This window comes from Pseudomonas sp. GW823-FHT02C02 (assembly GCF_058797635.1).
The window spans coordinates 65,310-80,894 of sequence record NZ_JBXAJV010000015.1; the positions used below are offsets into that span (position 1 = coordinate 65,310).

Here is a 15,585-nt window from a genome sequence, read left to right on the forward strand (position 1 = left end):
CAGTAAAGCAGGCCCAAAAGCCCCTGGCGGTCGGAGGCCGAGTATAGACAGTTAGGCTACTAATGACAACGCGTTCACCTTCCCCTAATAGCTCATTGCACAAGTTGGATAAAAGGCGTAAATGGCAGTCAATTTCGAGGAAAAAGTCCGGTTAAAGCCTTCTGGAGCAAGACTTTAGGCAAATTGACATTCGAATTTATCTCACTATAGTGGTGCGGGCCCTGCGTGGGGGGTCTGTCTGATGATTTCAAGCATAAATAGGAGGCCACATGGCTGACAAAAAAGCGCAGTTGATCATCGAGGGCGCAGCCCCCGTCGAGCTGCCCATTTTAACCGGCACCGTTGGTCCCGATGTAATCGACGTTCGGGGCCTGACGGCCACGGGCCGTTTCACCTTTGACCCTGGTTTCATGTCGACAGCTTCCTGCGAGTCGAAGATCACCTATATCGACGGCGACAACGGCATTCTGCTGCACCGCGGTTACCCGATCGAACAGCTCGCTGAAAAATCGGACTACCTGGAAACCTGTTATCTGCTGCTCAACGGCGAATTGCCGACCGCAGAACAGAAGGCCCAGTTCGTCAGCACCGTGAAGAACCACACCATGGTTCACGAGCAGCTGAAGACCTTCTTCAACGGCTTCCGTCGCGACGCTCACCCAATGGCCGTCATGTGCGGCGTAGTCGGCGCCCTCTCGGCCTTCTACCACGACTCCCTCGACATCAATAACCCGCAGCATCGCGAAATTTCCGCGATCCGCCTGGTTGCCAAGATGCCGACCCTGGCAGCGATGGTTTACAAGTACTCCATGGGCCAACCCATGATGTACCCGCGCAACGACCTGACGTACGCGGAAAACTTCCTGCACATGATGTTCAACACCCCGTGCGAGATCAAACCGATCAGCCCGGTACTCGCCAAGGCCATGGACCGGATCTTCATCCTCCATGCCGACCACGAGCAGAACGCATCGACTTCCACTGTACGCCTGGCCGGTTCTTCGGGTGCCAACCCGTTCGCCTGTATCGCCGCCGGCATCGCTGCACTGTGGGGCCCTGCCCACGGCGGCGCGAACGAAGCTGTTCTGACCATGCTCGATGAAATTGGCGATGTGTCGAACATCGACAAGTACATTGCCAAGGCCAAGGACAAGAACGATCCGTTCAAGCTGATGGGCTTCGGTCACCGGGTTTACAAAAACCGCGACCCACGCGCTACCGTCATGAAGCAGACTTGCGACGAAGTGCTGAAGGAACTGGGTATCAAGCACGACAAGCAACTCGAACTGGCCATGCGCCTGGAAGAGATCGCGCTGACCGACCCGTACTTCATCGAACGCTCGCTGTACCCGAACGTCGACTTCTACTCGGGGATCATCCTCAAGGCGATCGGCATTCCAACCAGCATGTTCACCGTGATCTTCGCCCTGGCGCGGACTGTCGGCTGGATCTCCCACTGGAAAGAAATGCTCTCCAGCCCGTACAAGATTGGCCGTCCTCGCCAGCTGTACACCGGCTACGAGTCGCGTGACATCACCAAGCTGGAAGACCGCAAATAAGACCTGTCTTGCGATAACGTCTTAAGTTGTACAGGGAACGGCCTCTATTTATATAGAGGCCGTTTTTGTTTGTGCGGTCTCAGCGGCCTTGGGGCCGACTGGGTTTTTGGTTGTGTACATATCCGTTTCTGCGGTAACGGCTACTTATGGTTTCGCTCTTACAGCGAGTCCCTTTTTCAAACGCCAAAAAGAAAACAAAAGGCTTCGCCCCGGCGTACGGCGCCTCGCTGAGGCTCCGCGATCCCTCGCTACGGCGTCCATCAGGGGGCATCGCCTAAGGTCTGCCGAAGGGGCGAGAGAACAAGATCAAGATCAAGATCAACGTCAAAAGCCAAAGCCAAAGCCAAAGCCAAAGCCAAAAGGATCACTGCCTTTGGAAAGCTTGCGTACATCCGCAAGAACAGGTCGGCTGTCAGGCTGCCTTCGCGGGCAAGCCGCGCTCCTACAAGGGGTTCGCTGTACACGCTTCGCTCTTCACCATTCATCAGGCCGAGCGTTAGCTCGCCTGCAGCTTGGCCGTCATCGCTGGCAGGCCAGCTCCCACAGGGTCAGGTGTTCACCTGCAAGTCATTGGTCGGCTGTCAGGCCGCCTTCGCGGGCAAGCCTCGCTCCTACAAGGGGTTCGGTGTAAACGCTTCGCTCTTCACCACTCATCAGGCCGAGCGTTAGCTCGCCTGCAGCTTTTGATCTTGATCCACCCGCCCCTTTCGGGAGGCTGAGTGGAGGTGTTCATACGGGGAGTGGCGCGCAGCGCCGTTCGACGCAGTCGAACACGCTGCATGTAGGTCGTCGCGAAGCAGACCGGAGGGCAGTGTCCCCGGATGGATACCGGAGCGAAGGTACGCCGAGCCTTAGCGAGGGGCCGGACGCTTGGGGCGAGACTTTTTGGTTCCTTTTGTGGCGTTTGACAAAAGGGACTCGCCGTAAGGGCGAAACCATAAGTGGCCGTTACCGCAGGAATGGATATGTACACCCGAGAGAGACAGGCCGCCTTCGCGGGCAAGCCTCGCTCCTACACCAAATACCATCGCCAACAAAAAAAATGCCCCGATCTCTCGACCAGGGCATTTTTCGTTTAACGCAACTTACACAGACAAGCCCGAAGCCTTAGTGAGAAACCGCCCCACTCGCCCCCAAACCGGTCTGCGAACGAACAAACTGCGGGAAGAACAGCGCACGCTCATTAACGCCAGCCGCCGACTTGTCAGTGATCGAGAAGAACCAGATCCCGATAAACGCAATGGCCATCGAGAACAGCGCCGGGTACTCATACGGGAAGATAGCCTTCTCGTGATGCAGGATCTGCACCCAGATGGTTGGACCCAGCACCATCAAACCAACCGCACTCACCAGACCCAACCAGCCGCCGATCATTGCACCGCGAGTGGTCAGCTTCTTCCAGTACATGGAAAGCAACAGCACCGGGAAGTTACAGCTCGCTGCGATGGAGAACGCCAGGCCCACCATGAACGCGATGTTCTGGCTTTCGAACAGAATGCCCAAGCCGATCGCCAGCACTGCCAAAGCGATGGTGGTGATTTTCGAGACACGGATCTCGTCCTTCTCGTTGGCCTTGCCTTTCTTGATCACGCTGGCATACAGGTCGTGAGACACCGCCGAAGCACCGGCCAGGGTCAAACCGGCAACCACCGCCAGAATGGTCGCAAACGCTACCGCCGAGATAAAGCCCAGGAAAATACTGCCACCCACCGCGTTGGCCAAGTGCACCGCCGCCATGTTGTTGCCGCCCAACAGCGCGCCAGCAGCATCTTTAAAGGCCGGGTTGGTGCTGACCAGCAGGATCGCGCCGAAGCCGATGATGAAAGTCAGGATGTAGAAGTAGCCAATGAAGCCGGTTGCATACAGCACGCTCTTGCGAGCTTCTTTTGCGTCACTCACGGTGAAGAAGCGCATCAGGATGTGCGGCAGGCCAGCGGTACCAAACATCAGTGCCAAGCCAAGGGAGAATGCAGACACCGGATCTTTCACCAGACCGCCCGGGCTCATGATCGCTTCGCCTTTGGCGTGAACCTTGATTGCCTCGGAGAACAGTGTGCTGAAGTCAAAGTTGACGTGCTTCATCACCATCAGCGCCATGAACGAGGCACCGGACAGCAACAGCACAGCCTTGATGATCTGCACCCAAGTGGTCGCCAGCATGCCGCCAAACAGCACGTACATGCACATCAGGACGCCGACCAGGATCACTGCTACGTGGTAATCCAGACCGAACAGCAACTGGATCAGCTTGCCGGCCCCGACCATTTGCGCGATCAGGTAGAACGCCACCACCACCAGCGAACCGCAAGCGGACAGCGAGCGAATCTGGGTTTGCCCAAGGCGGTAGGACGCCACATCGGCAAAGGTGTACTTACCCAGGTTACGCAGGCGCTCGGCGATCAGAAACAGAATGATCGGCCAGCCCACCAGGAAGCCGATCGAGTAGATCAGGCCATCGTAGCCGGAAGTGAACACCAGGGCGGAAATACCCAGGAAGGACGCCGCGGACATGTAGTCACCGGCAATCGCCAGACCATTCTGGAAACCGGTGATCTTGCCGCCCGCCGCATAGTAGTCGGCCGCCGAGTTATTTTTCTTGGAGGCCCAGTAGGTGATATACAAAGTCGCGCCGACGAACGCCACGAACATCAGGATCGCGGCGACGTTCAGCGGTTGTTTCTGAACCGCGCCGGTCAGGGCTTCAGCCGCCCAGGCACCCGGTGCGAATGCTGCAACGCTCAATAGAGCCAATAGACGCCGGATCATTGCTGAGCCTCCTTGAGAATCAGATTGTTCAGGTCGTCGAATTCGCCATTGGCGCGTCGTACATAGATCGCTGTCAGGATAAAGGCCGAGAGAATCAGCCCGACACCAATCGGTATGCCCCAGGTAATCGAAGAATCGGGGCTGATTTTCGCTCCCAGAATATGCGGCCCGTAAGCAATCAAAAGGATGAATCCGGAGTAAAGCCCAAGCATGATCGCCGAAAGAATCCAGGCGAACCTTTCTCGCTTACTAACCAGCTCCTTGAAGCGCGGGCTGTTTTGAATCGAGAGGTAAATGCTGTCGTTCATTGTTTTTATCCTCGCAGCACAGATTAAAGTTGGAACGTTATCCACTCTATGCGGCTGCGGGGCAGGTTCCAGACGACCTTAGTATTAGAACGACATGACAGAATCGCCATTTTCTGGTGTGACGCAACTTTTGTAGGAGCCAGGCTTGCCGGCGAAGGCGTCCTCACGATCGCTTTCGCCGGCAAGCCTGGCTCCTACAAAAAAAAACAAAAGGCCCGTTGGCAATATGCCAAGGGGCCTTGAGAGGTGCTGACTAGAGCCGTCAGCTCAAATCACTTGATCCAGTCTGCAACGCGCTCAGGGTGTTTTGCCACCCAATCTTTCGCCGCGGCGTCAGGCTTGGCGCCGTCTTGAATCGCCAACATGACTTCGCCGATTTCGTCTTTCGAGGCCCACTGGAAGTTCTTCAGGAACTTGGCAACTTCCGGCGCCTTGGTGGCCAGTTCTTTGCTGCCGATGTTGTTCACGGTTTCAGCCGCGCCATAAACGCCTTTCGGGTCGTCCAGGAAGCGCAGTTTCCACTTGGCGAACATCCAGTGCGGTACCCAACCGGTCACAGCGATGGATTCGTTTTTCTTCTCGGCACGGGTCAGCTCGGCAATCATGCCGGCGCCGGAACTGGCCTTGAGTTGATACCCGGTCAGATCGTAATCCTTGATCGCCTGCTCGGTTTTAAGCATCACGCCCGAACCGGCGTCGATGCCGACGATGCGTTTTTTGAAGGTGTCGTCAGTTTTCAGGTCATCGATGGTTTTAGCCTTGACGTACTCCGGCACGATCAAGCCGATTTTTGCATCCTTGAAGTTCGGACCGTAATCGACGACTTGATCCTTGTTCTTGGTCCAGTATTCGCCGTGAGTCACCGGCAGCCAGGCGGACAACATGGCGTCGAGTTTGCCGGTGGCCACACCCTGCCACATGATCCCGGTGGCGACGGCTTGCAGTTTCACGTCATAACCCAGCTTTTGCTTGATCACTTCGGCGGCCACATGCGTGGTCGCGACGCTGTCGGACCAACCGTCAACGTAACCGATGCTCAGGGTTTTGCTCTCGGCATTGGCCATTGTGGAGCCAATCGCGAGCACCAGAGCGGCACCTGCGCCTAAAAGTCGTCGCATCTTCATCGTTACTTCCCCGAAAGTGCTGCGCTCGACGGGTGCCGAGTCGCGTCAACGTATTGTTATGGTGCACAGCGCCCCCATCACGCCCACCGCAAACTCGTTCGAACATCAGCGTGATTTTCCATGGGAGCACTGATGCCTCGATAATCAACCTGACGACAACCGGAACCTGTGCTGTCAGCGACCTCAAGGCATCGAGAAACGACATCAGAACGCCATTAATCACGACCGCCTGGAGTGCGCCGACCAATCCGCCCGAACTTTGCATGTCAAAATCATGCAAGCCCCCTAGCGCGGGGCAAATGAAGGTAACATGCGCGGCTTTGCTCCCAGACGGCCTGACCATGCCCGCGACCTCCCGCTTTCCTTTTCTGGCTTATCTCTTCGCTTGCCTGCTGGGGCTGTTTGCCCTTGGCGGCTTTTGGTACGGCCTTGGCAAACCGGTGATTCTGCCGGACGTGGCCAGCGCGACGCACAAGCTGCAATGCGCCTCCTACACCCCGTTCGACAAGGACCAGTCGCCGTTCGACGTGCCGTTCAAGTTGCGCCCCGAGCGCATGGACGCCGACCTCGCGCTGCTGGCCAAAAGCTTCGAGTGCATCCGCACCTATTCCATGACCGGCCTCGAGGCGTTGCCCGACCTGGCGCGCAAGCATGGTCTGAAACTGATGATTGGCGCCTGGGTCAACAGCAACCCGGTGGACACCGAGAAAGAAGTCGACCTGCTGATCGCCTCGGCCAACGCCAACGCGGACGTGGTGACCTCGGTGATCGTCGGCAACGAAACCCTGCTGCGCAAGGAAGTCACGGGTGCGCAGCTGGCAAAGCTGATCAATAAAGTCAAAAGCCAGGTCAAGCAACCGGTGACTTACGCCGATGTCTGGGAGTTTTGGCTCAAGCACCCGGAAATCGCCCCGGCAGTGGATTTCCTGACCATCCATTTGCTGCCGTACTGGGAAGATGATCCCTCGAACATCGATGCCGCGCTGCAGCATGTGGCCGAAGTGCGTCAGGTGTTCGGCAACAAATTCGCGCCCAAGGACGTGGTGATTGGCGAAACCGGCTGGCCGAGCGAAGGCCGTCAGCGCGAAACCGCCCTGCCGAGCCGGGTTAACGAAGCCAAGTTCATTCGCGGTTTTGTCATCATGGCCGAGCAGCAAGGCTGGCATTACAACCTGATCGAAGCTTTCGACCAGCCCTGGAAGCGCGCCAGCGAAGGTGCGGTCGGTGGTTACTGGGGGCTGTTCGATGCCGATCGCCAGGACAAGGGCGTGCTGGCCGGTCCCGTGTCGAACGTGCCGTACTGGTCGCAGTGGCTGGCCGTTGGCGGTTTGATTTTTCTTGGCACGCTGATCCTTGGCGGGCGTGTACGCACCACCCGCGCTGCACTGGTGCTGCCGCTGCTCGGCGCACTGGCGGCGTGCTCGATTGGCGCCTGGGGTGATCTGGCGCGGGTCACGACGCGCTTTGCCAGTGAATGGTTGTGGGTGGCGTTGCTGACGGGGTTGAATCTGTTGGTGCTGGCGCATGCCGCATTGACGCTGAGCGCTCGTACCGGTTGGCGTGAGCGGGCGTTCAATGCACTGGAGCGTCGAGCAGGCTGGCTGGTCGCCGGAGCAGGTTTTGCGGCGGCGGTGATGATGCTTGAACTGGTGATCGACCCGCGTTATCGCAGCTTTCCAAGTGTCGCCTTCATACTGCCGGCGCTGGTTTACCTGTGCCGCCCGGTGAGCGCGGCGCGCCGTGAAATCGCCCTGCTGACCTTCATCATTGGCGCCGGCATTGCACCGCAGCTGTTCCGTGAAGGGTTGCAGAACCAGCAAGCCTGGGGTTGGGCGCTGGTGAGTGTTTTGATGGTGGCGATGTTGTGGCGCTGCTTGCGGGTTCGCAAGGCGTAATCTTCAGCGCAGCTAGGTGGCCTCTTCGCGCGCAAGCCACGCTCCCACAGGATTATTCGGCGAATACAGATGTTGTGTACGACGAAGATCCTGCAGGAGCGAGGCTTGCCCGCGAAGACGGACTATCAGGCGCTACGGGAGGCCCGGACCAGCCGCAACCCGGCAATCACCACCGCAAAAACGGCCAAGGTCGTGTTGTACAACGCCAGCGCCGGAAACCCGAACACCAGCGCCAGCACTGCCAGCCACCACCCTGCCCGGCCCGGCACCACAAACCCGATGATCGCAGCGGCCAGTGCAGCAAAGCCCAACACCTTGAAGTGAATCATCAAGCCCAGGTTCGAACGAATCTGGCATTCCCAGCGGCTCGCCTCGTCCACGCAGATGCCAACCCACTGCGCATCCTCCATAAAGCCATAACGCGCGCCATAACTGGCGGCCAGCCATAATGGCAGCAGAACGAGTAGCAGAATCACGGGCAGACGGCGGGACATGAAGCACTCCAATAAACGAAAACGGCGGCCAGCTTAATCCTCCGGCAGCGCTAAGCAAACGCGCGTAACAGATAATTAGTCACGAAATAGCTGCAAAGTGTATCGTCCAGCTACTATTGATCCGAAATTCGCCCAGATTGGTGCCGCAGCATGGCACTTTGGCGCAAACCCCGTGGTCATAGCCTGCGAACTTCATTCGGCACCTTCCTCTAAGGGATCTAGTCATGCTCCGTTCCTTGCGCTTCGCCGCCCTGTTTGGCGGCCTTATTTTGAGTGCGTCCGCACTGGCGGTCGATATCGACGCCGCCAGTTATGGCTACCCCTTGACCAACCCGTTCGAGGCGACCATTGCCACGACTCCGCCGGACCTGCGCCCGGAGTTACCGCTGGACGACGACATCGATCAGCAGACTCGCAGCGTGACTCTGCGCCCGGAGCGTGCATTCGAACTGCCAGACAATTTTTGGCCGGTCAAAAAGCTGACCTATCGTATTGCCACCCAGGACAAGGCTGCGCCGCTGATCTTCCTGATCGCCGGCACCGGTGCGCGTTATGACAGCAGCCTCAATGAATACCTGAAAAAGCTCTACTACAAGGCCGGTTATCACGTGGTGCAACTGTCGTCGCCCACCAGTTTCGACTTTATGAGCGCGGCCTCACGCTTTGCCACACCGGGTATCACCAAGGAAGACGCCGAAGACATGTACCGGGTGATGCAGGCCGTCCGGGCGCAAAACCCGCACGTCGCTGTCACCGATTACTACCTGACCGGTTACAGCCTGGGCGCGCTGGACGCGGCCTTCGTCGCGCACCTGGACGAAACCCGTCGCAGCTTCAACTTCAAGAAAGTCTTGCTGCTCAACCCGCCGGTCAACCTCTACACCTCGATCACCAACCTGGACAAGCTGGTCCAGACCGAGGTCAAGGGCATCAACAACAGCACCACATTTTATGAACTGGTGCTGAACAAACTGACTCGCTACTTCCAGCAAAAAGGCTACATCGACCTCAACGATGCCCTGCTCTACGACTTCCAGCAGTCCAAGCAGCACCTGACCAACGAGCAGATGGCCATGCTGATCGGCACTTCGTTCCGCTTTTCGGCGGCCGACATTGCCTTCACCTCGGACCTGATCAACCGTCGCGGCCTGATCACCCCACCGAAATACCCGATCACCGAAGGCACCAGCCTCACGCCGTTCCTCAAGCGTGCGCTGCAATGCGACTTCGACTGCTACATCACCGAGCAAGTGATCCCGATGTGGCGCGCCCGCACCGACGGCGGCAGCCTGCTGCAACTGATCGACCAAGTCAGCCTGTATGCCCTCAAGGATTACCTGCACGACAGCCCGAAAATCGCCGTCATGCACAACGCCGACGACGTGATCCTCGGCCCTGGCGACCTCGGTTTCCTGCGCAAGACCTTTGGCGACCGTTTGACCGTTTATCCACTGGGCGGCCATTGCGGCAACCTAAATTACCGCGTCAACAGCGACGCTATGCTGGAGTTCTTCCGTGGCTAAATACCTCCTGCTTATCGCTGCGTTACTCTGTGCAGGCGTCGCCAATGCCGACAACAGCAAAGCCAACGCACCTGTCGTGGTCGACAGTGACGGTTTCAAGGAACCGCTGAGCAAACTCAAGTTCAACCCGGGGCTGGATCAGCGCGAGTTCGAACGTTCCACGCTCAATGCGCTGAACGTCTACGACCCGCTGGAAGAGTGGAACCGCCGGGTTTATCACTTCAACTACCGCTTCGACCAATGGGTGTTCCTGCCGGTAGTCGACGGTTATCGCTACATCACCCCGAGTTTCCTGCGCACCGGAGTGAGCAACTTCTTCAATAACATCGGCGATGTGCCGAACCTGATGAACAGCCTGCTGCAGTTCAAGGGCAAGCGTTCGATGGAAACCACCGCACGCCTGTTGCTCAACACCACCATCGGCATCGCCGGCCTGTGGGACCCGGCCACGGCCATGGGCCTGCCGCGCCAGAGCGAAGACTTCGGCCAGACCCTGGGCTTCTACGGTGTACCGGGCGGCGCTTATTTCGTGTTGCCGATCCTCGGCCCGTCGAACATCCGCGACACCGGCGGCCTGGTGGTGGACTTCAGCGCCGAATCGGCGATCAATTTCCTGAACGTCTCGGAAGTCAGCTCCAACCATCCTGAGGTCTGGGCCCTGCGCGGCGTCGACAAGCGCTACCAGAACAGCTTCCGCTACGGCCAGCTGAACTCGCCGTTCGAGTATGAGAAGGTGCGCTACGTGTACACCGAGTCACGCAAGTTGCAGATCGCCGAGTAATTTCATCGGCAACAAAAAAGGCCATTCGATTCGCGTCGAATGGCCTTTTTTATGAGGTCTCTCAAGCACCAAAAAACCAATGTGGGAGCGAGCCTGCTCGCGATGGGGCCAGCACAGTCAACATCTATGCTGACTGAAACACCGCTATCGCGAGCAGGCTCGCTCCCACACTTGGAAAGTGCCCAGCTTCTAGCCTTTCAGTGTTTTCCAGATTTTGCTCGCTGCCATGACACCCGCCAGCACCACAGCTCCGGCCACAATACCCGCCACCGCATTCAGCAACGTCGGCACGATAAACCCGGCACCGCCCGCCCCTGCACTGACGCTCTCAATCCAGTGATGAACCACCGGCACGCCATGGGTCAGAATCCCGCCGCCCACCAGGAACATTGCTGCCGTGCCGATCACCGACAGGCCTTTCATCATGTACGGCGCTGCGCGCAGAATCCCGCCGCCGATGCTTTTGGCCATCTGCCCGGGCTTCTGGGTCAGCCACAGGCCGAGATCATCAAGCTTGACGATACCCGCCACCAGGCCATAGACACCGATAGTCATGACGATGGCAATACCCGACAGCACGATAACCTGCTGAGTCAACGACGCATCTGCCACGGTGCCGAGGGTGATGGCGATGATTTCCGCCGACAGGATGAAGTCGGTGCGGATAGCGCCCTTGATCTTGTCTTTCTCGAACGCCACCAGATCAACAGCAGGATCGGCCACGGCTTCGACCAGCTCGGCATGTTCGGCCTGATCTTCAGCCTTGCTGTGCAGGAATTTGTGGGCGAGTTTCTCGAAACCTTCGAAACACAGGTAGGCGCCACCGACCATCAACAGTGGGGTGACCAGCCACGGGATGAACACGCTGATCGCCAGCGCCGACGGCACCAGGATCAGTTTGTTGAGAAACGAGCCCTTGGCCACGGCCCAAACGACCGGTATTTCCCGTTCGGCACGCACGCCGCTGACCTGCTGGGCATTGAGCGCCAGATCGTCGCCGAGCACGCCGGCGGTCTTCTTGGCGGCCATTTTGGTCATCAACGCCACATCGTCGAGAACGGCGGCGATGTCGTCGATCAGCATCAGCAAACTGCTTCCTGCCATAAATCAGGTTTCCTTCTTGAATGAATGCCGCGCAGCATAGCGCGACCGAGCGCCACACGGGGCATTCTTGAGCGCCGCGCGAGGCCGGTGATACCATGCGCAACCGCCAGAACAGGCAAGGAACCCCCTGGTTTATGAGCACTATCCGCGAGCGCAACAAAGAACTGATCCTGCGTGCCGCCAGTGAAGAATTTGCCGACAAGGGCTTCGCAGCGACCAAAACCAGTGATATCGCAGCCAAGGCGGGATTGCCCAAGCCCAACGTCTATTACTACTTCAAATCCAAGGAAAACCTCTACCGCGAGGTCCTGGAAAGCATCATCGAGCCGATTCTGCAGGCGTCGACGCCGTTCAACGCCGACGGTGTGCCCAGCGAAGTGCTGAGTGGCTACATTCGCTCGAAAATCCGCATCTCCCGCGACTTGCCTTTCGCCTCCAAGGTATTCGCCAGCGAAATCATGCACGGCGCCCCGCACCTGAGTGCCGACCTGGTCGAACAGCTCAACGGCCAGGCCAAGCACAACATCGACTGCATCCAGACCTGGATCGACCGCGGCCAGATCGCCCCGATCGACCCTAACCACCTGATGTTCAGCATCTGGGCCGCGACGCAGACCTATGCTGACTTTGACTGGCAGATCACGGCCATTACTGGCAAGGCCAAGCTGGATGAAGAGGACTATGAAGCGGCGGCGCAGACGATAATTCGGCTGGTGCTGAAGGGGTGTGAGCCGGATCAGTGAGACTGCGCTGCGGCTTATCGTCAGCAGTCTCACTCCTGCATTTGGAATGCATTCCCCTGTAGGAGTGAGCCTGCTCGCGATCGAGGCGATTCGGTCCCAACTCAAACCCAAATCGCATCCCACAACGGATAATCGCCCAGTTTCTCCACCAGTCCAGCCCGCAACGGGTTGGCCACGACATACCTCGCCAACTTCACCAAATCCTCCTCCCGCCGAAGTGCCCGATCATGGAATCCTCTCTGCCAGAGGCTAATATTTCGACCGGTACGCTGCTTCACCGCTTTGGTACTCATCGACTTGGTCTTTTGCATCAACTCGCTCAAAGAGCCCTGCTGTAATTCAATCAACCAATGAAAATGATCGGGCATGACTACCCACGCCAGTGAGTTCGCCAAGCCTAGATTCTGCGCATTTCGAAATTGATCGACGACCAGCCTGCCCAAGGCAAAATCCTTGAAAACCGGGATCCTGTGAAGTGTATTGCTGGTTAACAAATAAATCCGGCTGGCTTCGGCATAGCGCCCGACTCGCAATCGGTGTGCAGCAGGTAAATCCGGCATTCCTTGCCTCCCATGATCAGGTCAGGAAAAGGCTAGTCCTGTGGATTAAGGAAGACGGGGCAAACTTTTGGCTGGATGTGTCTGGTAGATAGCTATCGCGAGCAGGCTCACTCCTACAGGGGATTTGTGGTGTTCAGACATTTTGTGTCCAACCCCGATCCTTGTAGGAGTGAGCCTGCTCGCGATAGCAATTAATCAGTCACCCCAAATCAAGCCGTAACCCCCGCATCCGCCCTCAACCCCACCGCCTCGATCGCACTGATCGCGCACTGCTCGTCAACATCCGACAGATCCCCGCTGATCCCCACCGCCCCCAGCACATTCCCGTCCTGATCCCGAATCAACACGCCGCCCGGTGCCGGCACGACGCTGCCTTGCCCCAGGCTGTTCAGCGCGGCAAAGAACGCCGGTCGTTGTTGGGCGTCCAGCGCCAGCAGGCGTGAGCCTTTGCCGAGGGCGATGGCGCCCCAGGCTTTGCCGATGGCGACTTGCGGGCGCAGCAGGCTGGCGCCGTCTTCGCGCTGCAAGGTAATCAAGTGCCCGCCGGCATCCAGCACCGCGACGGTCAGTGGAGCCGCGGAGATAGTACGCCCAGCGGTGATGGCCTGATCGATCAGGTTGACTGCAACTTTCAAGGTTAAAGCGCTCATGGTGCCGTCCTCATTTTGTTATAGGGAAAGCCAGTGGACTGCGCGCTTGCGTCGCAGTCCGATGCAACAAATAGAACACAATGAGTTATTTTTTTGTATACAATAATTATCGAAAAGCTCCACATGCGACGAAAAGCCACAGCAGAACGGGCTTCCGACGAATGAAACAGTCGCTTGAGAAAATGGATTGACCTGCGCCGTCCGCCGTGAATACACTCTGCGCAAAGCCACTTGTATACAATTACAAAACGTAAGAGGCACAAAACCATGAGCAAAATGAGAGCAATCGAAGCCGCCGTTCTGGTGATGCGCCGTGAAGGGGTTGATACCGCTTTTGGCATCCCGGGCGCCGCGATCAACCCGCTGTACTCCGCCTTGCAGAAGGTTGGTGGCATCGATCACGTCCTCGCGCGCCACGTTGAAGGTGCCTCGCACATGGCCGAGGGCTACACCCGCACCAAGGCCGGCAACATCGGCGTGTGCATCGGCACCTCCGGCCCGGCCGGCACCGACATGGTCACCGGGCTCTACAGCGCCTCGGCCGACTCGATCCCGATTCTTTGCATTACCGGCCAGGCCCCCCGCGCCCGTATGCACAAGGAAGACTTCCAGGCTGTCGACATCACCGCGATCGTCAAACCAGTGACCAAGTGGGCAACCACCGTCATGGAACCGGGCCAGGTGCCGTATGCGTTCCAGAAAGCCTTCTATGAAATGCGCTCCGGCCGTCCAGGCCCGGTGCTGATCGACTTGCCGTTCGACGTGCAGATGGCTGAAATCGAATTCGACATCGATGCCTACCAACCACTGCCGCTGGCCAAGCCAACCGCTAACCGTGTGCAAATCGAGAAGGCCCTGGCCATGCTCGATCAGGCCGAGCGTCCATTGCTGGTGGCCGGTGGCGGCATCATCAATGCCGATGCCAGCGAGTTGCTGGTGGAATTCGCCGAGCTGACCGGTATCCCGGTGATCCCGACCCTGATGGGCTGGGGCACCATCCCGGACGATCACCCGCTGATGGTCGGCATGGTCGGTTTGCAGACGTCGCACCGTTACGGCAACGCCACCCTGCTCAAGTCCGACGTGGTGTTGGGCGTCGGTAACCGTTGGGCCAACCGCCACACCGGTTCGATCGATGTGTACACCGAAGGCCGCAAGTTCATTCACGTCGACATCGAGCCGACGCAAATCGGCCGCGTATTCAACCCGGACCTGGGCATCGTCTCCGACGCCGCGGCCGCGTTGACCGTGTTCATCGAAGTCGCTCGCGAATGGCAAGCCGCCGGCAAGCTGAAAAACCGCAGCGCCTGGCTGCAAGACTGCCAGCAGCGCAAAGCCAGCCTGCAGCGCAAGACTCACTTCGACAACGTGCCGGTCAAGCCGCAACGGGTTTACGAAGAGATGAACCAGGTGTTCGGCAAAGACACCTGTTACGTCAGCACCATCGGTCTGTCGCAGATTGCCGGCGCGCAGTTCCTGCACGTCTACAAGCCTCGTCACTGGATCAACTGCGGCCAGGCCGGCCCGTTGGGCTGGACCATTCCGGCAGCACTGGGCGTGGTCAAGGCCGATCCGACCCGCAAGGTCGTGGCGCTGTCGGGCGACTATGATTTCCAGTTCATGATCGAGGAATTGGCGGTGGGCGCGCAGTTCAAGCTGCCGTACATCCACGTTGTGGTCAACAATTCGTACCTGGGGCTGATTCGTCAGGCCCAGCGCGGTTTCGACATGGACTACTGCGTACAGCTGTCCTTCGATAACCTGAACGCCCCGGAACTCAACGGTTACGGTGTCGACCACGTCGCGGTGGCCGAGGGCCTCGGTTGCAAGGCGCTGCGGGTGTTCGAACCGGGTCAGATCCAGCCTGCCCTGCGCAAGGCTCAAGAGCTGATCGAAGAGTTCAAGGTGCCGGTGATCGTCGAGATTATTCTGGAGCGCGTGACCAACATTTCCATGGGCACCGAGATCAACGCCGTCAATGAATTCGAAGACCTGGCGCTGGTCGGCAACGACGCGCCAACGGCGATTTCGCTGCTCGATTAACTGCTGATCGTTCCCACTGTGGGAGCGCGCCTGTG

The 15,585-nt window shown here is 58.3% G+C and carries 14 protein-coding genes; 6 read left to right on the forward strand and 8 right to left on the reverse strand.

The features are described from left to right. Positions 1 to 269: 269 nt before the first annotated feature. Positions 270 to 1,559, forward strand: coding sequence for a citrate synthase (gene gltA / locus AC1ROI_RS24090; protein WP_010456856.1), 1,290 nt, complete (start codon positions 270 to 272; stop codon positions 1,557 to 1,559). Between the two features lie 260 nt (positions 1,560 to 1,819). Here gltA and AC1ROI_RS24095 read toward each other — a convergent pair whose 3' ends face one another. From AC1ROI_RS24095 to AC1ROI_RS24110, 4 genes are all read right to left on the reverse strand, one after another. Then, on the reverse strand, positions 1,820 to 2,023 hold the full coding sequence (locus tag AC1ROI_RS24095; RefSeq protein ID WP_146012951.1) for a hypothetical protein: 204 nt from the start codon (positions 2,021 to 2,023) through the stop codon (positions 1,820 to 1,822). Positions 2,024 to 2,666: 643 nt separating this feature from the next. Then, on the reverse strand, positions 2,667 to 4,325 hold the full coding sequence (locus AC1ROI_RS24100; RefSeq protein WP_010456858.1) for a cation acetate symporter: 1,659 nt from the start codon (positions 4,323 to 4,325) through the stop codon (positions 2,667 to 2,669). Then, entirely contained in the window at positions 4,322 to 4,633 is a 312-nt protein-coding gene (locus tag AC1ROI_RS24105) for a DUF485 domain-containing protein (RefSeq protein WP_010456859.1), read from the reverse strand. Before AC1ROI_RS24105 ends, AC1ROI_RS24100 begins: the two co-directional genes overlap by 4 nt. A gap of 272 nt (positions 4,634 to 4,905) precedes the next feature. Next, on the reverse strand, positions 4,906 to 5,757 hold the full coding sequence (locus AC1ROI_RS24110; protein ID WP_010456861.1) for a glycine betaine ABC transporter substrate-binding protein: 852 nt from the start codon (positions 5,755 to 5,757) through the stop codon (positions 4,906 to 4,908). 299 nt (positions 5,758 to 6,056) lie between these two features. On the opposite strand from AC1ROI_RS24110, the gene AC1ROI_RS24115 reads away from it, so the two are divergent. Further along, entirely contained in the window at positions 6,057 to 7,652 is a 1,596-nt protein-coding gene (locus tag AC1ROI_RS24115) for a glycoside hydrolase family 17 protein (RefSeq protein ID WP_083376006.1), read from the forward strand. A gap of 125 nt (positions 7,653 to 7,777) precedes the next feature. Here the strand turns inward: AC1ROI_RS24115 and AC1ROI_RS24120 are convergent, their stop codons facing one another. Next, entirely contained in the window at positions 7,778 to 8,146 is a 369-nt protein-coding gene (locus tag AC1ROI_RS24120) for a hypothetical protein (protein ID WP_010456864.1), read from the reverse strand. Positions 8,147 to 8,370: 224 nt separating this feature from the next. On the opposite strand from AC1ROI_RS24120, the gene AC1ROI_RS24125 reads away from it, so the two are divergent. Together AC1ROI_RS24125 and AC1ROI_RS24130 are read left to right on the forward strand one after the other, a co-directional pair. Beyond that, a complete protein-coding gene (locus tag AC1ROI_RS24125; protein ID WP_077748649.1) occupies positions 8,371 to 9,669 on the forward strand; it encodes a serine/threonine protein kinase in 1,299 nt (432 codons plus the stop codon). Next, entirely contained in the window at positions 9,662 to 10,450 is a 789-nt protein-coding gene (locus AC1ROI_RS24130; RefSeq protein WP_010456868.1) for an MlaA family lipoprotein, read from the forward strand. The genes AC1ROI_RS24125 and AC1ROI_RS24130 overlap by 8 nt, the downstream gene beginning before the upstream one ends. Positions 10,451 to 10,639: 189 nt before the next feature. On the opposite strand, the gene AC1ROI_RS24135 is transcribed toward AC1ROI_RS24130, so the two are convergent. Further along, positions 10,640 to 11,554, reverse strand: coding sequence for a DUF808 domain-containing protein (locus tag AC1ROI_RS24135; protein WP_102595850.1), 915 nt, complete (start codon positions 11,552 to 11,554; stop codon positions 10,640 to 10,642). A 134-nt stretch (positions 11,555 to 11,688) separates the two neighbouring features. Between AC1ROI_RS24135 and AC1ROI_RS24140 the strand changes: the two genes are divergently transcribed. Continuing rightward, the gene (locus AC1ROI_RS24140) at positions 11,689 to 12,297 is read left to right on the forward strand and encodes a TetR/AcrR family transcriptional regulator (protein ID WP_083376004.1); all 609 of its coding nucleotides are present in this window, start codon (positions 11,689 to 11,691) and stop codon (positions 12,295 to 12,297) included. Between the two features lie 101 nt (positions 12,298 to 12,398). Here the strand turns inward: AC1ROI_RS24140 and AC1ROI_RS24145 are convergent, their stop codons facing one another. Next, complete coding sequence (locus AC1ROI_RS24145) at positions 12,399 to 12,857, reverse strand: REP-associated tyrosine transposase (RefSeq protein ID WP_010456874.1); 459 nt, start codon at positions 12,855 to 12,857, stop codon at positions 12,399 to 12,401. A gap of 209 nt (positions 12,858 to 13,066) precedes the next feature. Further along, a complete protein-coding gene (locus AC1ROI_RS24150; protein WP_102616818.1) occupies positions 13,067 to 13,507 on the reverse strand; it encodes a GlcG/HbpS family heme-binding protein in 441 nt (146 codons plus the stop codon). 267 nt (positions 13,508 to 13,774) lie between these two features. Between AC1ROI_RS24150 and gcl the strand changes: the two genes are divergently transcribed. Continuing rightward, positions 13,775 to 15,550, forward strand: a complete 1,776-nt coding sequence (gene gcl / locus AC1ROI_RS24155; protein WP_010456878.1) for a glyoxylate carboligase — start codon at positions 13,775 to 13,777, stop codon at positions 15,548 to 15,550. Positions 15,551 to 15,585 lie beyond the last annotated feature (35 nt).